Source organism: Pseudohalocynthiibacter sp. F2068 (genome assembly GCF_023015645.1).
GTDB lineage: Bacteria > Pseudomonadota > Alphaproteobacteria > Rhodobacterales > Rhodobacteraceae > Pseudohalocynthiibacter > Pseudohalocynthiibacter aestuariivivens.
Map to the genome: position 1 here is coordinate 129,378 of NZ_JALKAK010000001.1, position 18,006 is coordinate 147,383.

The window sequence follows — 18,006 nt, forward strand, 5'->3', positions numbered from 1 at the left end:
GTCGAGGTATACATGTTCAGAGTGCTGCAATAGGGTCAAGACCTGAGCGGTATGTGAATTGAGCAGAAACAGACGGAGAATGCTGTGGGACGCGGATTTATTTCAGGTATTTTGTGGGGAACCGCAATCGGTTGCTTTTTGATGGTGATCGTTTCTCAGTTGGCAGATTTACCACCCGGCGTGGCCGGCGCGCCGCAGGCGCGCGAGGTGGAAGTGCCCGCAGGGTCCGAATTTGATCAGGCAAAACCCGAGACGGAACCAGTGGTTCCGCAAACCGAACATGTGGAAGATATTGCTACCGGGCCAAGCCTGTCGCCTCCATTGGTAGAAGAAGATCGAAGCGCGCCAAGCCTGGAGCAGGAGTCTGTCGCCGCTCCGAGTGAAGTGAGCAGTCCTCAGGCCAGCCTTACGGTGCCTGAAGAAGGAGCGTCTGAAACCGGCGTAAGTGTTGAACAGGATAATGTTGCAAATCAGCCGACGGTTTCTGCGGTTCCGGTGACACCGGCAGAAACTGCGGTTCCGAATGTTTCGAACGAATCTTCTGAACCGCCATCTGTGACGCAAGTTGAAGAGGAAATAGATCAGGAAACCGTACCAGCCCCTGAAGTTCAAGAGGCTGTGATTCCACAGATCGAGGAACCTTCCGTTTCGGAAGAAGCTGCAAGCCAACCTACGGATTTGCAAGAAGGCGAAGACATCGCCGTCGTACAGCCTGAGATCAGTGAGGAGCCGGCACCTGAAATTGCTGAGCCTCAAACCCCAGAGGTGAGCGAGGCACCAACTGTTGTTGATCCTCCCGTTATCCGTATGCCAGTCCCCGAGATCAGCGATCTGGCGCCAAACGTGACAACAAACAGACTGCCTCGTATCGGAGAAGATGCGGACAACACAGATGAAACAGCCAGCGAAGCAACGGAAGAATTGCCGAAAAGCGCTTTGGAGGCAAACTCAATTCCTTTTGAGAACCCGGACAATAAACCGCTATTCTCTATCATATTGATAGACGACGGGAACGAAGGCATCGACGCGGATCTGGCCGCGCGTTTGCCGTTTCCCGTTAGTTTCGCTGTGGATGGCGCGCTGCCCGATGCGGGCGCACGTTCTGCACGCTACAGAGAGGCTGGTTTCGAGGTGATGTTGTATCTTCGGTTGCCCGAGGGTGCGACCAACAGCGATGTGGAAATTGTCCTACAAAGTGCGCTCTCAGCCCTGCCTGACGCGGTTGCGGTGTTTGACGCGGGACAGATCGGGTCTGACCGAAACCGGGCACAGCAGGTTGCGCAGATACTTGCCGAAAGCGGCCATGGTCTTGTTGCCCTCAGCAAGGGTTTGAATGCGATCGAACAGGTCGCAGCGCGAAACGAAGTTCCGGTGGCACTTGCCTTTCGGGAATTTGACAGTAACCGCGAAAGCGGCCCGGTCATCCGGCGCTACATGGACAGGGCAGCGTTCCGCGCTCAGCAGGAAGGTTCGGTTATTATGGTTGGACATCTTTACAGTGACAGCATTTCCGGGTTGCTGTCCTGGGGCTTGGAAGACAAGGCTGCCAACATGGCAATCGCACCCATCTCGGCTATCCTGAAGTCACAATCTTAGACTGGCGCGGAATGGCGTGAATGATGCGGCTATGAGGTGTTGCTTGGACAGTTAATCGCGCCAGAACAATGCGCTAATCAGTTGTTTGTGGTGCGGGTAAAGCGGCCTGCGTCTTCAGCGGCCTTACGTATGGCTTTGGATTTGTTGACGGTTTCCTGATACTCGGCCTCCGGGTCGCTGTCGTAGACAACGCCGCCACCTGCCTGAATATAAAGCTTTTCGTCTTTCACCACCGCTGTTCGCAATGCGATACACATATCCATGTCACCATTGGCGGCGAAGTAACCGCAGCCACCACCATAGACACCACGCTTTTCAGGTTCCAGCTCGTCAATAATTTCCATTGCGCGCACTTTAGGGGCGCCTGAAACTGTGCCTGCTGGCATCCCGGCGAAAAACGCGGAAAGCGCATCCTGGTCATCGGCCAGTTCACCCACAACGTTGGAAACGATGTGCATGACGTGGCTGTAATGTTCAACGATGAATTCTTCGGTGAGGCGTACCGTACCAACCTTGGCAACGCGGCCCACGTCATTACGCCCAAGATCCAGCAGCATCAGATGTTCTGCCAACTCTTTCTGATCTGAAAGCAAGTCGGCCTCGAGCGCTTTATCTTGCGCTGGCGTGGCCCCGCGCGGGCGTGTTCCTGCTATGGGGCGGATCGTAACCTCACGCCCAAAAACCCGGACGAGAATTTCGGGGCTGGCCCCGACGACCTGAAAGCCGCCAAAATTGAAATAGAACATAAAGGGCGACGGGTTGGTGCGGCGCAGACTGCGGTAAAGCGCAAAAGGCGGCAGTGGAAAGTCCTGGGTCCAGCGCTGTGCTGGCACAACCTGAAAAATATCCCCCGCACGGATGTATTCCTTGGCCTTGTCGACGGCTGCCAAATACCCATCGTGGGTGAAATTCGAAGTGAGGGGGCCAAGTTCTGCTTCGCCCCCCAGATTGCGAGTTTCACCAGATGCCGTGCGTTCAAGGTCGCGCACGGCGTCCATCACGCGTTCAGCGGCTTGTGCATAGGCTGCGCGCGCGCTCATGCCAGACGCGACCCAGGCGGGTGACACCACGGTGACCTCGCCCTTAACACCATCCAGCACCGCCACAACAGACGGACGCAGCATCATAGCATCGGGCAGGCCAAGCGGATCAGGATTGACGTTGGGCAGATGTTCGACAAGCCGGATCATGTCGTAACCAAGGTAGCCAAACAGCCCCGCCGCCGAAGAGGGCAGATCATCAGGCATATCAATGCGGCTTTCGGCAATCAGCGACCGAAGGCTTGCAAGCGGTTCTTCGGGTATTTCCTGAAAATTATCTGTCTCAAAGCGCGCTTCGCGGTTTATGCGTGCAGATGTTCCGCGACATTCCCAGATCAGGTCCGGTTTCAAGCCAACGATCGAGTAACGCCCGCGAATTTCGCCACCTGTCACGCTTTCAAGCATAAAGCTGTCTTTGCGCGCACCAGCGAGTTTCAGCATCAAAGACACAGGAGTATCGAGATCTGCCGCAAGCCGTGTGTAGACCACCTGATTGTGGCCTTCGTTATATCCGGTTTCGAAGTCCGAAAAAGAGGGTGTCAGCGTCACAATCAGTCCTCTACGGAAACTGTGCGTTCACGGCGGTGATTGCCGTTTGGTTAAGGCTTAGACCAGCAGAGTTTTGCAAGGCACGCGCGTAAGCCTCGAAGATGTCCTGTGAAACGGATTGCACAATTTGCTGATCAAGGTTTGCCTGCAGCGACTCGGTATCGGGTGATGTCTGATCTGGCGGGTCGATCGAATCAAGCCGCACGATGTAAACCGCGCCAAAACCCTCGATAATCGTTACATCACCTTTTGCCATACCGAAGACATCGGTCACAAAGCTGTCGGGCGCACCTTCAATGAAACCATCGCGTGTGAGGTCGCTGGCAAGGGTCCCGCTCAGGCCAAGGCTTTCAGGAAGAACACCTTCTGCAATCTGGCCGCTCAACTGTTCTGCAAGCTCGAGCAAGCGCGCTTCTGTCTGTTGGTTTTCCCAACCGCTGACAACCTTGTCACGCACTTCATCAATAGGGCTTAGCGTTGGGTCGATAAGGTCATCCAGACGCAGTGCGAAATATCCGCCATCTTCCAGTTCGAGGAGTTCTGGGAAATCCCCGTCGTTCACGTCTCTGGCTGCATCGCGAAAGCTGTTGTAGGAGGCGATCCGTTCACCCAAACCATCCCACCAGTCGATTTTTTCCAAGCGCATTTCGGTTTCTTCCGCAATTTCCTCGAGCGAGGCACCGCCTGCCAACAGATCGTCGATGTTGGTGGCGCCATCAGCAATGATCCGTCTGGCACGATCAAGCGCAAATTCGTCGACCAATGATCTGCGGGCTTCTTCAAAGGTCGTTTCTTGCGCCGGAAGAATTCCGTTCATGCGGAAAATCGCTGGCCCCAACGATGATGACAGGGGATTCGTAACACCCGGTTCCGTCAGTTCAAAAAGGGTTTCTCCTGCTGCGCCGAGTTCGCTTTTTGTAACGTCCCCAAGGTCAATATCCGTCAAGGAAAGGCCGCGTTCTGCGACCAAATCGTCGAAACTGATTTCGCCGGAATTCAAGCGTTGGTCTGCTGCATCCGCGTCAGATTGGTTTGCAAAAACAAGGCGTTCTATCAGGCGGCGTTCTGGAATGACAAATTCCTCGATCCGCGAGTCGTAAAGCGCGCGCAATGCTTCATCATCAATTTCGATTGTGTCCAAAATCATATCAGGCGCAATCCAGACATAACTGATGCGCTTTTTCTCGGGCTCGGTAAAATCGGCAGTGTTCGCCTGATAGTAGGTGGTAAGATCTTCTTCTGACGGTTCTTGTAAAGGCGAAACCAAAGACGACTCGTCCAGTCTGATCCACGTAAAGGTCCGTCTTTCAGCAACGTAATTCAAAATGCTGTTCGCAAAGGTCTCTGACGGTTCGACCCCGCCAATCACGGCGCCTTGCAATAAGGTACGCGCGGTTTCTTCTCTTATTCTGGTTTCGTATTCCCGCTCGTTCAGATTCGACTGTTGTAAGGCAAATCTATACGCGTCGCGGTCAAACTGCCCGTCGATCCCTTGAAACGCGGCAATATCAAGTAACTGGCGGCGTACTTGCTCATCTCCGACTGATAAACCGATCCGTGCTGTTTCGTTATCAAGGGCGGCAGTTGCAATGAGCCGCTGAATGACGTTCTGATCAAGGCCAAAAACCCGGGCTTGTTGAAGCGGCAGGGTCTGGCCTGTTTGTGCTTGAAAGGCGCGCAATTCCTGCTGGAGTGCCCGCGCATAGTCATCAACGCTGATTTCTTTGTCTCCAACAGCCCCGATACTGCGCACAGAGCCGCCGAAGTTACTGACGCCAAAGCCACCTAGCCCAACAATCAGAAGAAGAAGGATGATCCAGACAAATAGTTTGGAAACACTGCCTGTTTTACCGCCCGTCATAAGTCACTCCTGCAAAATCGATTGAGGTTGTTTAGGCGGTTCAACGCAGGGGGGCAAGGCTCAGAGTGCGACCGATTTCAGCCTGTCGAAAAGAGCACCTATTCCGGCACGGTCTATATTGGCAAATGCGATACGCAATTGGCGCTTTCCCGCAGGATTATTTTCGGGCGTAAACATCGTGCCGGGCAGCAGCAAAACAGCGGCGTCTTCTACCAATTTTCGCGCCACAACATCTGAATTCATTTCAAAAGGATGCTCAACATAGGCGAAATATGCGCCACATCCTAACAAACGCCAGCCCGTCAAAACAGAAAACCCCTCCGTGATCGCCGTGCGCCTGTCAAGAATCTCGAGCCGCTCACCCGCGAGCCAGTCTCCAAGATTGCGCATCCCCCAAAGGGCCGCAATCTGGCCAAGCTGGTTTGGGCAGATGGTAACGGTATCGAGAAATTTTTCCGCCTCGGCCAGGCGTGAAGGCGCAGCGACCATCGCGCCAACCCTGTGGCCGGTGAGTCGATAGGCCTTAGAGAATGAATAAAGTTGTATCAGCGTATCCTGCCAGTCCGGGTCAGTGAACAGATCATGCGGCGCGCCGGTCCGGGAATCAAAATCGCGGTAGGTTTCGTCGACGATCAGTGCGATGTTGTTCCTGCGGCAAAGGTTTGCATAGGCACGCACTAATGCCGCGGGGTATTCAACGCCGCCCGGATTGTTCGGTGTGACAAGCACAATTGCGCGGGTCCGCGGCGTAACAAGTTTGGCCGCCTGATCCGGCTCAGGCAACAGGGTTTCACCTGTGGGCAGCGGCACCGTTTTTACCCCCTGCATATCGAGCCACATTTTGTGATTAAAATACCAAGGGGTCGGAAGAATCACCTCGTCCCCTTCGCCGGCCAGAGTGGCAATTGTTGCAGCAAAGGCCTGATTGCACCCTGATGTAATTGCAACTTCGTCGGCACGAATGTCTCCGCCATAGGCAACCGACCATTGGTTAGCAACCTCCGCTCTCAGTTCCGGCAATCCAAGAACCGGGCCATAGAGATGGCTTTCGGGTTGGGTGAGCGCGGCTTCCGCAATCACCTTGCACAACGCGGGTGGTGGCGCATCCACTGGGGCGGCCTGGCTCACATTGATGAGGGGACGATCTTTGCTGAAGGTTGCCGCCTCTAGCCAACGGCGTGCTTCCATCACGGGCGGGGGGAAAGTTGCGGCAAAACGTGGATTGAGGGGGAGCGACATCATTTAATACTCCTTAAAGAGTCCACCGTATTACGCAAGCCAGTTCGGGTAGAAGGTAACTGCATAAAGTCTTAGAGCAACTATGCTCCGCGGTAAGGTTCTACATATTGCAAAGCCATATCCCACGGGAAGAAAATCCATGTGTCCTGGCTAACCTCGGTGATGAATGAATCCACCATTGGTCGGCCTTTGGGCTTTGCGTAAACTGTTGCGAAATGCGCTTTTGGCAGCAGGTCGCGCACAACTTTCAGTGTTTTTCCGGTATCAACCAGATCATCGATGATCAGAATACCTTCGCCATCCCCCACCAGTTCCAGATCAGGAGATTTCAAAACTTTCGCATCTGCCTGTGTCTGGTGGTCATAAGATTTAACTGAAATCGTATCGACGGTCCGAACATCGAGTTCACGCGCGATGATCATTGCAGGGGCCATACCACCGCGGGTGATTGCGACAATCGCTTTCCAGGCTCCGTCAAAAGGGCCTTGCCCATCAAGCCGCCAGGCAAGCGCGCGCGCATCCCGGTGAATTTGATCCCAGCTGATATGAAAGCCTTTTTCGTGGGGCAAACGTTCGGTCATCTCTGTCTTCCTTATTTGCGGCCGGAAACAGCATCAATATCGGGCGCGTCGACAGCTTTCATGCCAACAATGTGATACCCGGCGTCGACGTGCAGGTTTTCGCCAGTCACCCCCGACCCAAGATCAGACAGTAGATAAACGGCTGATTTGCCAACTTCGTCCTGTGTTACATTCCGGCGCAGAGGAGAGTTCAGTTCGTTCCATTTCATGATGTAACGGAAATCACCAATACCGCTTGCGGCCAGGGTTTTGATTGGCCCGGCAGAGATTGCATTGACGCGGATATTGTCCTTACCCAGATCTTCAGCCAGATATTTGACCGAGGCTTCCAGCGCGGCTTTTGCAACACCCATGACATTGTAATGTGGCATGACCTGCTCTGCGCCGTAGTAGGTCAGCGTTAGCATGGAGCCCCCGTCAGTCATCAGTTTTTCGGCGCGTTGGGCAACTGCCGTGAAGGAATAGACTGACACATCCATCGTCATTCTGAAGTTTTCCGGGCTTGTATCAACATAGCGGCCGCGCAATTCGTTTTTGTCAGAAAAACCGATAGCGTGTACAAGAAAATCCAGCTTGCCCCACTCGCGTTCAATCTGCGCGAAGGCCGCATCGATTGAGTCGGGGTCCGAAACGTCACAGTCAATGAGTTGTGTAACGCCAAGTTCGGCACCCAAAGGTTCGACCCGTTTCTTGAAGGCATCGCCCATGTAAGTCAAACCAAGTTCCGCACCATGTTCCGCACAGGCCTTGGCAATACCCCAGGCGATTGATTTATCGTTCGCCACGCCCATAATTAGGCCACGTTTGCCTTCCATTATTTTTTTTGCCATGTCCGGTCCCTTGCCACGCAATAAACTATAAGGGAAGACGTGTAGGCGATTGCGTTTGGCGCTTCAAGCCTCAGTCCGACTCCGAAGAGAGGTTCTGACAAGGTGAGGTGAGAAACTGAAACTAGATTAAAGAGGCCGCTTATGACCGATAGAACGGGAATTTTTGCTGGGGACGACCCTTTTGAAATAGCGCGAAGCTGGCTGGAGGAGGCTGAAAAGCAAGAGCCAAATGATGCAAACGCAATTGCACTGGCAACCGCGGACCAGAATGGTTTGCCAAACGCGCGTATGGTGTTGCTCAAGGACATCGAAACAGATGCCTTTGTTTTCTATACGAATTATGAAAGCCAGAAGAGTTCTGAAATCAAACATTCGGGCAAAGCGGCCTTTGTGATACACTGGAAATCACTGCGACGCCAAATTCGGGTGCGCGGGTTGGTTGAGAAGGAAGAAGGCCCCAAGGCGGATGAATATTACGCCTCCCGCTCACTCAAAAGCCGACTTGGGGCTTGGGCATCTAAACAATCACGGCCACTGAGTTCCCGAACAGAACTGGTTGGGGAAGTTGCAAAAATGACCGCGAAGCACGGCATAAACCCAGAGCGCCCGCCATTTTGGGGCGGTTTCAGAATTTTGCCGGTTGAAATTGAATTCTGGGCCGATGGACCGTTCAGGTTGCATGATCGTTTCAAATGGACCCGCCCAGACGGGAATTCTGAGTGGAAAATAGCGCGTCTGAACCCCTGAATTTCGCGCTTCGTGAATCACAATGGTGTAAAATCTACGTTTTGCACCTTGCAACTACAGATTTGTGTGGCCACAACTTGGATCGCGGTGGGTGTTTTTAGAATACGAAGAGCGTAACGGGTATGACTGAAGAAAATCCAGAAGGACGCACCGTTCAGGGTACGATAAAGTGGTTTGATCCGACAAAAGGGTTCGGGTTTGTTGTCGCCGATGAAGGTGGCCCTGATATTTTGCTCCATGCAAATGTCCTGCGCAATTTTGGACAAAGCTCTGTTGCAGATATGGCAAGCATTATTGTTGTTGTGCAAGAAACGGAGCGGGGCATTCAGGCCGTAGAGATTACAGATATTCTACCGCCTGAATCGGGTTATGAGACTGCGTTTTCAGAGCAAGATGCGTTGTTGCAGGCTGACAATATGTCTGCACCACTCGAACCGGCGCGCGTCAAATGGTTCGATAAAACCAAGGGTTTTGGATTTGCCAATGTTTTTGGCCGACCGGAAGATGTTTTTATCCACATTGAGATTCTGCGACGCTCCGGTCTTGCAGATTTAATGCCGGGCGAGGCTGTCGGTCTGCGGGTGACAGATGGCAGTCGTGGCCGGATGGCGACTCATGTTGTCTCATGGGAGAATGCTTTGCGTGAAAACGAATGAGGCGTGCTTTCCTTTGCTTCCTTGCGTCTTCGGTTTACGCTACCGCAGCAATCGCTGACTGTTCGGACACTCAGGTCGATTTGCGAGGCGACTGGGGAAAAGCGCGATTCACGGTGGAAGTCGCGGATGATCCCGCCGAACGGGCGCAAGGGCTGATGCATCGCTCGCAGATGGCATCGGGCGCGGGAATGTTGTTTTTGTACGACTCTCCGCACCGGGCAACCTTTTGGATGAAAAACACTCTGATTCCGTTAGATATGCTGTTTCTCGATGCAACGGGACGCGTGAGCTATATTCATGAGGACGCCATTCCGCAGGATTTGACACAAATTGATGGTGGCGAAGGCGTTGTCGCGGTTCTGGAAATTAATGCCGGTTTGGCGCAGGCGTTTGGAATCACAGTCGGATCTGAGCTTAGGCACCCATTTTTTGCCGGAGACAAAATTAGTTGGCCTTGTGATGCACCTTAGGGCTTTTCTTTATCTTCGAGTGATTGTAGAGAGACCCTCGTTCGGGGCGTAGCGCAGCCTGGTAGCGCGACGGTTTTGGGTACCGTAGGTCGCAAGTTCGAATCTTGCCGTCCCGACCATAAATTCCAATAACTTAGCTATCATCGACTCTACCTTAGGTGGTGTGGTTTACAGTTTTCGGTTTTTTCGAACCGTTCTATCTTGGCTCCAAAGCGATCTGTCATGTCTGGATGAAGCCTCATATAGGATTCGATTGTCTCGTATCTGACTGATGAGGATGTCTTGTTTGCGCCCTTTGCTGAGTTTGATCGATGGCTGGGAACCTCTGTAGAGTTTCCCTCTCCTCACAGCATATTCTCCCGTGATGCAGCGACGCCTTTCCTCGTCAGTGATCATGTCGAATTCCTAAGCGAATCCTTGGCTCTGAACCTGTAAATAGCCGGTAACCCCAACGAATGTTCTTAGTGTAGCAGACGTTGGCCGAGTACCGGGCAATGCCCGCACTGCGGACGAAGCGGACTTCGAAAATTATTCGATGGTTTGTGGTGCATTCCAAAACACCAATTCAAATAGCCATAGTCTGCTAAATCGATCTTGCCTTGTCTGCTGCTGCCAGAAGCCCATCACTGATTGTCTTGGACAAGGTTGAACGCTCCATTGCAATTAGCCCAGCGGCAGTTGTCCCAGCATATTCAATCATCCAACGAACGTGATCGGCAGGGCTGGCTCTGTCGGCAGCTAACATTGTTCCGCCAGCAACGAAAAGTTGACGAATGGCCCGGTCCGCGACATCAGGTGCAATACCTTGGCTTGTGGCATGATCCACCATGCATTGGGCAAAATAGGCGACAAAACCGGGTACCGGGCCAGTCATTGCGGTGAAGTGATCGAGCTGTTGCTCGTCGAAAATCTCATCCGTTGTCCCGCACGCCCCAAAGATTTTCCTCACGATATCTCTGTCGTCCGACACGATTTCTGTGCTTGCTATCCAAGGTGAATACGCCATGGACAAAGAAGCGGCAGGACTGCTCATGGCCCGTACAACACGAACAGATGCTGTCTTGGATTTCATTTCATCAATCGTCACACCGGCCACAACTGAAATTACCAGCCTGTTGGCTGCGTGGATGTCGATGTCAGGAAATCGAGCAGGCGGAACGCATAGAATGATGACATCGCAGGCGTCCACCAACTCCTGATTGTCTTTTGTGAAGTGAATGATTGAACTTTGTTCGACGTTAGAGGCATTGCCACTTCTGTTCGAAACCCAGAAATTCGATTGTTCAAACGCCTCGCTTCCAAGAAGTGCACTCAAAATCGTCGATCCGAGCATTCCTGAACCACCGATGATACCTATGGTATTGCCTGTAGTTTCCATTTAAAATCTCCCTTTGTGCTCAAGTCACAGCTTCTGAGAAATCATCGGTTCATGTCAATTGGTCATAGAAGAGAGGTGGTCACTAAGGGCTCGTTGCGGTCATCTGACCGTATTTGTCGGATGACTGGTTCGCCCTGGTAAGCGGACATTGTGATGGTTAACTCCATTCGTTATGGCAACGTGATTCATGGGCGACAGGAGGATTGTCCATGTTGCTTTTGTTTTGCCTTAAGGAAGAGTAATCTCCAAAAGTGAGTCATTGGGCATCCATCAAAAAACGTAAAAACGCTTCGGATGCAACCTATGGTTTTGCTTTGGGATGAAGGTTGTTTTGTAACTCGGTTTACAAAAAACCCGTAAGCTGTTGATAGTTACCCCCCGTTTAGTGTGTAGGTTTACAAATTTGTCTTTACGACTCAGTGAAATCTTATGGCTTTGGGTACCGTAGGTCGCAAGTTCGAATCTTGCCGTCCCGACCACTTTAAAAATATATTATTTCGTCAGACATGCTGTGATCATGTTCACACAGTCGTGTTTTGATCTTTTGATCTAATTTTTCGACGACTTCTTCGTGTGATTCTTCAAGGTCGCTGGCTAAACCCGCTGACATAAAGAAAAATTCACAGCGGTTAATTTGTTGATGAATCAGTTGATGCGAGCTCGGTTCAGAAAGACCGGTTCAGGTCAATGAAAATTACCAGTGGATAAATCAATTTTAGGCATTGACCAGTTGTGTGTTTCTACGTCACCTTGTGCAGACCGATCAAAACGCCACAACATATAGTGGCCGGGACGATCGAACAGGGACAAAAGCACAACTTAGGCTGATCTGAATAATAACAGCTGTTTTCGGAAGAATATCTATTTTTCCGAGCTGCGAAGTCTGTCCGTTCGACTCTGCGATTGGTGAAGGGTGCGATGCATTGATTGGTCAACGAACCAAACGTTGCGTTGAATATTTGAAGAACGACGAGGCAGAACAAAAATGAAAATCGAACGCAAGTTTACAGCGAACTCCACGGATGCCTATTCCGATCTGGAGTTCGTGACGACCACATCCGAAATCAGAAATCCCGATGGAACCATAGTATTCCGTCTGGATGATGTTGAAATTCCAGCAAGCTGGAGCCAAGTGGCGTCAGATGTAATTGCGCAAAAATATTTCCGTAAAGCGGGCGTTCCAGCGCGTCTGAAAAAAGTGAAAGAAAAGGGCGTTCCTGAGTTTCTCTGGCGTTCGGTTGCAGATGAAGCAGCGCTAAAGGACCTTTCACTGGAAGACCGTTCCGGTGGCGAAACGAGCGCGAAACAGGTGTTTGATCGTCTGGCAGGTGCCTGGGCTTATTGGGGCTGGAAGGGTGGTTACTTTACAAGTGAACAAGACGCACGCGCCTATTTTGACGAGATGCGTTATATGCTGGCGACACAGCGCGCCGCACCCAACAGCCCTCAGTGGTTTAACACGGGTCTGCACTGGGCCTACGGAATCGATGGGCCGGGGCAGGGGCATTACTATGTTGATTTTAAAACAGGCAAGCTGACCCGTTCAAAATCTTCTTATGAACACCCACAACCACATGCCTGTTTCATTCAGTCCGTGAAAGACGATCTTGTCTCTGATGGCGGTATCATGGATTTGTGGGTTCGTGAGGCGCGGCTCTTTAAGTACGGTTCCGGTACCGGAACAAACTTTTCCTCGTTGCGTGCAGACGGTGAGTCGTTGTCAGGCGGTGGTAAGTCGTCTGGCCTCATGGGATTCCTGAAAATCGGTGATCGCGCTGCCGGGGCGATTAAATCTGGTGGCACAACGCGGCGCGCTGCAAAGATGGTCATCATTGATGCAGACCATCCGGATATCGAAGACTTCATCAATTGGAAGGTGATCGAAGAGCAGAAAGTTGCCTCTATCGTCGCTGGTTCCAAAATGCATGAAGAAAAGCTGAACCTGCTTTTTGAGGCCATAAAAGCGTGGGATGGAAAAGTCGAAGACGCTTATGACCCAAAAATAAACGAAAGCCTGAAATCAGCGATCAAGGCGGCGAAAAAGGTCGCGATACCAGAAACTTATGTGAAAAGGGTCCTGGATTACGCGCGTCAGGGTTACGACAAGATCGAATTCCCGACCTATGATACAGATTGGGACTCAGAGGCCTATAGCTCTGTGTCGGGTCAGAATTCGAACAACTCGATCCGTGTAACAGATGCGTTTTTGCAAGCCGTCAAGGATGATGCAAATTGGGATTTGATCCGCCGCACGGACGGGAAGATATCGAAAACCATCAAGGCGCGTGATCTCTGGGAACAGGTTGGTCACGCGGCATGGGCCTGTGCTGATCCGGGCATTCAATACCACGACACTGTCAACTCTTGGCACACGTGCCCCGCAGATGGTGAGATTCGCGGCTCAAACCCTTGTTCTGAGTACATGTTCCTTGATGACACCGCATGTAACCTGGCCTCGATGAACCTGCTAACCTTCTATTCAGACGGTGCATTTCAGGCAGAAGACTACATGCACGCCTCGCGGCTTTGGACGCTGACGCTGGAAATTTCCGTCACAATGGCGCAATTCCCGTCAAAAGAGATCGCTCAGAGAAGCTATGACTTCCGCACCTTGGGGCTAGGGTACGCCAATATCGGCGGATTGCTGATGAATATGGGCTATGGTTACGATAGTGACGAAGGCCGCGCGTTGTGTGGCGCCCTGACCGCGATCATGACGGGCGCTGCCTATGCCACCTCAGCAGAAATTGCGAGTGAGCTTGGTCCGTTCCCAGGTTACAAGCGCAACGCAGACCATATGCTGCGGGTTATCCGGAATCACCGCAACGCGGCCTATGGCAACAGCGACGGTTACGAGGAACTTGCAGTTAAACCTGTCCCTCTTGATCACACGAGCTGCCCTGACGAATGCCTTGTTTCCCTCGCAAAATCGGCCTGGGATGAGGCGCTGAGCCTTGGTGAAAAACACGGCTATCGCAATGCGCAGACCTCGGTCGTCGCACCGACAGGGACAATCGGTCTGGTGATGGACTGTGACACAACCGGGATTGAACCTGATTTTGCTCTGGTGAAATTCAAGAAACTCGCAGGTGGTGGTTACTTTAAAATTATCAACCAGTCAGTTCCTGCAGCGCTGGAGATGATGGGCTACGGTTCAGCACAGATCGAAGAGATCATCAGCTATGCTGTTGGTCATGCTTCGCTCGGCAACGCACCGGGAATCAACCATACATCACTGATCGGCCACGGGTTCGGTTCTGCAGAGCTTGAAAAAATCGAAGCCGCGCTTGCGAGCGCCTTTGATATTCGGTTTGTCTTTAACCAATGGACTTTGGGACAAGAATTCTGCACGGGACCATTGGGTATTCCACTCGAAAAACTGAGTGATCCGACTTTCGACCTGCTGCGTCACCTCGGGTTCTCCCGGGCGGATATCGATGCGGCCAATGACCATGTCTGCGGCACCATGACGCTCGAAGGGGCGCCTCATCTGGATCCGCAACACTACCACGTCTTCGACTGCGCAAATCCTTGCGGCAAAAAAGGTAAAAGGTTCCTGTCGGTGGATAGTCATATCTACATGATGGCAGCGGCACAGTCGTTTATTTCAGGGGCAATCAGTAAAACCATTAATATGCCCAATGACGCTACTATCGAGGACTGTCAGGAGGCATACGAGCTTTCTTGGAGCCTGGGTGTTAAGGCTAATGCGCTCTACCGTGATGGCTCGAAACTCTCCCAGCCTCTGGCAGCAGCGTTGGTCGAAGACGACGAAGAAGCAGAGGAAATCCTTGCAAGCGGGTCATCGCACGAAAAGGCGACTGTGTTGGCCGAAAAGATTGTTGAAAAGATCATCGTCAAAGAGGTGATGAAATCTCACCGTGAAAAGATGCCTCAACGACGCAAAGGCTACACCCAGAAAGCCATGGTTGGCGGCCATAAGGTCTATCTGCGCACGGGCGAATATGAAGACGGTAATCTTGGCGAAATCTTTATTGATATGCACAAAGAGGGTGCTGGCTTTCGCGCAATGATGAACAACTTTGCGATCGCGGTGTCCGTTGGTCTGCAATATGGTGTGCCGCTGGAAGAATTCGTTGATGCCTTCACTTTCACCAAATTTGAACCGGCCGGCATGGTTCAGGGCAATGACAGCATCAAAAACGCGACCTCCATTCTGGATTATATCTTCCGCGAACTGGCGGTCAGCTATCTGGACCGGACAGATCTTGCGCATGTGAAACCAGAGGGGCATTCGTTTGATGACATCGGAAGCGGTTCTCATGGGGGAGAGCCCAATATCTCATCCGTCAGCGAAACGGCGGCGAATAAATCGCTGGAAGTCCTAAAGCAGATTTCTTCTACCGGGTATCTTCGCAAGCGTGTTCCGCAAGAGTTGGTGGTTCTGCAAGGCGGGGGCGCCGGGGGAACCGCGTTTTACAGTGCAAAAGATCCGATTTCGGCGCTGCAAACACTGGTTCCAGAAGTCGCGAATACCTCTGTTCAAACTACGGCTACGGCAACGCTGTCTGCATCGACCAGCACGACACAGACAATGGATGCACGAACGAAAGCGAAAATGCAGGGCTACGAGGGAGATCCCTGTGGTGACTGTGGAAACTACACATTGGTGCGCAACGGCACCTGCATGAAATGCAACACCTGCGGCGGAACAAGCGGGTGTAGTTAAAAGAACACGGGACGGGTGCGCTCGTCCCTGACGCGGGTCAGGCCGCAGGCAGAATACCGGGCGGTACATATAATGAGCCTGATTAGCGAAACTGGGGAAGCTTAGGCTTCCCCTTCTTCTTTTTTATCAACGTATTACGGTGAAAACCTCGTGTCAGATTTATGGGCATCCGCTGCTACCCCTCAAATCCCCATTCTTAGCGAGGTTGGAAGTTACAAGTTCAAAGGTCGACTGAACTAAACGTTCAGCTTTCCCGGCCGCGCGCTTTCAGGCGCGCATGCAGTTCAGGTGTTTCCGGGTGTGCCGTTTCAAGGCCAAAGATATAGGCGTGAACAAGGAAAAAACAGGCGGCATCAATGTCTCCTGTTTCTTCTGCCAGGTCTGCTGCTTCGCGATAGAGCAAAACCAAAACGGTTTTGTCGTCGCGCGCATGTGCGGCGAGCAGTTCTTCGTCAAGTGGTTTTGTCACTCTGCGGCCTGTACCTTGGCACGATGCGCCAGCAGGCGTCCGGCGACCCAATCGTGAAAACAATGGGTTGGACCATCCATTGCGGGGGAAAACCGCCCACCATCAAACTTTGGCGCGTGACGACCTTTTTGCATACCTTGGACAACAAACACGTCTTCGTAGAAAACCTCTTTCCATTGCGCGGTGTTCTTGGCGCGCATGGCGTCGCTTGTTTCGGCTTGGGCATAATAGAGATGAATGTGCTCTACCGTCGCTTCGGTGCTTTGGGGTTCCAAAATAATTGCAAAGGCGTGGTCCCGTTGCGCGCCGAGCAACACGTTTGGGTAGACCGTGATGTATTCTGCCCCTTCATTCCATTTATCAGAAAGCCCTGCGAAATCAGGGAAGACTTCACCAGTGTCACCTTTAAGCTGGCGGTAAACCAGTGTGCCTTGGCCGGAATACTGATTGTACTCTGCAATGTTGTAGTGGTCTTCCAGCCGCGAATAGCTGTTTAAGCCCGGGTGAACCCAAGGCAGGTGGTAGCTTTCGCAGAAGTTTTCGACCGCAAGTTTCCAGTTGGTTTTGACCGCAAGTTCAAACCTGCTGTCCGCGCCACCATGGTACAGGGATTGCTCAAATTCGGCCCAGCGTTTCAGAAGGTCAGCATGAACAACCTCAAAAGGTTCTGCGTCGCCTGAAACATTGATGAAAACAACGTCACGCCAGATATGGCTGCGGATTTCCGTTAGGCCAAGCGTGGATTTGTCGATCGCGTCATGCACGTTGGTGCCTGGTCCGCCAACATGAGGCGTGGAAACCAGCGCGCCTTTGTGATTGTAACACCAGCTGTGGTAGGGGCAGCGGATCGCACCTTCAATCTTTTTGGGTTCTTCCACAAGAATCATGCCCCGATGACGGCAGGTATTCTGGAATACGCGAACGATGTCGTCTTTGCCGCGGATCAGAAGCAATGGGATTCCAAGGAATTCGACTGGTTTTGCATCGCCTGCTTCAGGCACATCCGCAGCGACCGCAAGCCCTGACCAAGTGGCAAAAAGCACGGCGTTACGCTCTTCAGCAAAAACCTCGGGATCAATGTAATGCGCGTTCGGCAGGCCCTGAGCATTTTCAATTGAGGTGCGAACGGATTGCAGATTCGTTGTCATGGCAGACTCTCGGGTGGGTGTAAGTTTAAACTCGACACTAGCGTCAATTTTGCTTTGATTCCTATCTCAGAGCGACCATGATTGCTTAAGCGCGACATTTTCCTTCATTTTGGCATATGTCACGCAGGTTCGTCCTCTAAAAGGCTTTCAACCGCGTGGCTGGCCGGCAAATCGAGATCAGCACGCAGACGCGCACGCGCCCGGGCGACGCGGGACATAATGGTACCAACAGGGATGCCCATCACATCGGCCACCTCGGCATATCCTTCGCCGTTGAAAGCGACTTTAACAAGCAATGACGCGTCTTTTTCAGGCAAGCGTGCCAAAGCAAGCAGAACATCGCGGGTGGCTATCCGGCGCGGTGCTTCTGCCATCGTACAGGGCATGTTTTCATCCGTGAGTTGACTAAGTGCGCGGGCGGGGCGACGCGAAAGGTTGCGCAGGGTTGTCATCAAGTACGGGCGCAATTCGTCAATTGGCTCACCCGCGTCAATCCGTGTCCATACGCGAAGCAGCGCTTCCTGCATCAGATCATCGGCAATTGCTTTACTGGGCGCTATCTTCCGGGCAAGGCGGTGCAGAGCTGGCATCAGCGCTGTAAGTTCCTTTCCGGTCGGATTTTTTTCTGTTGGCATGATGACTGTTCGATCTCCGTTTGATCCAAAAGCCACCACAACGGGGCAGGGAGCAAGCTGGGGGAATTTCGCCTAGCAGGTGTTTGGGGCCTTTTTCGGCAACTTCCCGCGAAAACC

At 52.3% G+C, this 18,006-nt stretch carries 14 protein-coding genes and 1 tRNA gene; 6 read left to right on the top strand and 9 right to left on the bottom strand.

Annotated features, from left to right (window positions below):
- Positions 1-84: 84 nt before the first annotated feature.
- Positions 85-1,596 (top strand): divergent polysaccharide deacetylase family protein, encoded by a 1,512-nt coding sequence (locus MWU63_RS20450; protein ID WP_213888086.1) that lies wholly within the window; start codon positions 85-87, stop codon positions 1,594-1,596.
- A 77-nt stretch (positions 1,597-1,673) separates the two neighbouring features.
- On the opposite strand, the gene trpE is transcribed toward MWU63_RS20450, so the two are convergent.
- The 5 genes from trpE to fabI all read right to left on the bottom strand — a co-directional run bounded on the left by trpE (position 1,674) and on the right by fabI (position 7,696).
- On the bottom strand, positions 1,674-3,185 hold the full coding sequence (gene trpE / locus MWU63_RS00620; RefSeq protein ID WP_247076689.1) for an anthranilate synthase component I: 1,512 nt from the start codon (positions 3,183-3,185) through the stop codon (positions 1,674-1,676).
- A gap of 10 nt (positions 3,186-3,195) precedes the next feature.
- Positions 3,196-5,046 carry a peptidyl-prolyl cis-trans isomerase gene (locus tag MWU63_RS00625; protein WP_213888085.1) on the bottom strand — a complete coding sequence of 617 codons (1,851 nt, stop codon included), beginning with the start codon at positions 5,044-5,046 and terminating at the stop codon, positions 3,196-3,198.
- A gap of 60 nt (positions 5,047-5,106) precedes the next feature.
- Positions 5,107-6,285 (bottom strand): aminotransferase, encoded by a 1,179-nt coding sequence (locus MWU63_RS00630; RefSeq protein ID WP_247076838.1) that lies wholly within the window; start codon positions 6,283-6,285, stop codon positions 5,107-5,109.
- A gap of 80 nt (positions 6,286-6,365) precedes the next feature.
- Positions 6,366-6,866 (bottom strand): xanthine phosphoribosyltransferase, encoded by a 501-nt coding sequence (gpt, locus tag MWU63_RS00635; protein WP_213888084.1) that lies wholly within the window; start codon positions 6,864-6,866, stop codon positions 6,366-6,368.
- An 11-nt stretch (positions 6,867-6,877) separates the two neighbouring features.
- Positions 6,878-7,696, bottom strand: coding sequence for an enoyl-ACP reductase FabI (gene fabI, locus MWU63_RS00640; protein WP_213888083.1), 819 nt, complete (start codon positions 7,694-7,696; stop codon positions 6,878-6,880).
- Between the two features lie 141 nt (positions 7,697-7,837).
- Here fabI and pdxH point away from each other — a divergent pair, with 141 nt between their 5' ends.
- The 4 genes from pdxH to MWU63_RS00660 all read left to right on the top strand — a co-directional run bounded on the left by pdxH (position 7,838) and on the right by MWU63_RS00660 (position 9,688).
- Positions 7,838-8,443 carry a pyridoxamine 5'-phosphate oxidase gene (gene pdxH / locus MWU63_RS00645; RefSeq protein ID WP_213888082.1) on the top strand — a complete coding sequence of 202 codons (606 nt, stop codon included), beginning with the start codon at positions 7,838-7,840 and terminating at the stop codon, positions 8,441-8,443.
- Between the two features lie 122 nt (positions 8,444-8,565).
- A complete protein-coding gene (locus MWU63_RS00650; RefSeq protein ID WP_213888081.1) occupies positions 8,566-9,099 on the top strand; it encodes a cold shock domain-containing protein in 534 nt (177 codons plus the stop codon).
- The gene (locus MWU63_RS00655; protein ID WP_213888080.1) at positions 9,096-9,569 is read left to right on the top strand and encodes a DUF192 domain-containing protein; all 474 of its coding nucleotides are present in this window, start codon (positions 9,096-9,098) and stop codon (positions 9,567-9,569) included. The genes MWU63_RS00650 and MWU63_RS00655 overlap by 4 nt, the downstream gene beginning before the upstream one ends.
- A 42-nt stretch (positions 9,570-9,611) precedes the next feature.
- Positions 9,612-9,688 (top strand) — tRNA-Pro (locus tag MWU63_RS00660).
- Positions 9,689-10,152: 464 nt separating this feature from the next.
- Here the strand turns inward: MWU63_RS00660 and MWU63_RS00665 are convergent.
- The gene (locus tag MWU63_RS00665; RefSeq protein ID WP_213888079.1) at positions 10,153-10,947 is read right to left on the bottom strand and encodes a pyrroline-5-carboxylate reductase dimerization domain-containing protein; all 795 of its coding nucleotides are present in this window, start codon (positions 10,945-10,947) and stop codon (positions 10,153-10,155) included.
- A 985-nt stretch (positions 10,948-11,932) separates the two neighbouring features.
- Between MWU63_RS00665 and MWU63_RS00670 the strand changes: the two genes are divergently transcribed.
- Positions 11,933-15,637 (top strand): vitamin B12-dependent ribonucleotide reductase, encoded by a 3,705-nt coding sequence (locus tag MWU63_RS00670; protein WP_213888078.1) that lies wholly within the window; start codon positions 11,933-11,935, stop codon positions 15,635-15,637.
- A gap of 244 nt (positions 15,638-15,881) precedes the next feature.
- On the opposite strand, the gene MWU63_RS00675 is transcribed toward MWU63_RS00670, so the two are convergent.
- From MWU63_RS00675 to MWU63_RS00685, 3 genes are all read right to left on the bottom strand, one after another.
- Positions 15,882-16,106 (bottom strand): hypothetical protein, encoded by a 225-nt coding sequence (locus MWU63_RS00675; RefSeq protein ID WP_213888077.1) that lies wholly within the window; start codon positions 16,104-16,106, stop codon positions 15,882-15,884.
- Positions 16,103-17,254, bottom strand: coding sequence for an aromatic ring-hydroxylating dioxygenase subunit alpha (locus MWU63_RS00680; RefSeq protein WP_213888076.1), 1,152 nt, complete (start codon positions 17,252-17,254; stop codon positions 16,103-16,105). The genes MWU63_RS00675 and MWU63_RS00680 overlap by 4 nt, the downstream gene beginning before the upstream one ends.
- A 119-nt stretch (positions 17,255-17,373) precedes the next feature.
- Positions 17,374-17,889: an RNA polymerase sigma factor gene (locus tag MWU63_RS00685; protein WP_213888075.1), complete on the bottom strand. Its 516-nt coding sequence runs from the start codon at positions 17,887-17,889 to the stop codon at positions 17,374-17,376.
- Positions 17,890-18,006: the final 117 nt, after the last annotated feature.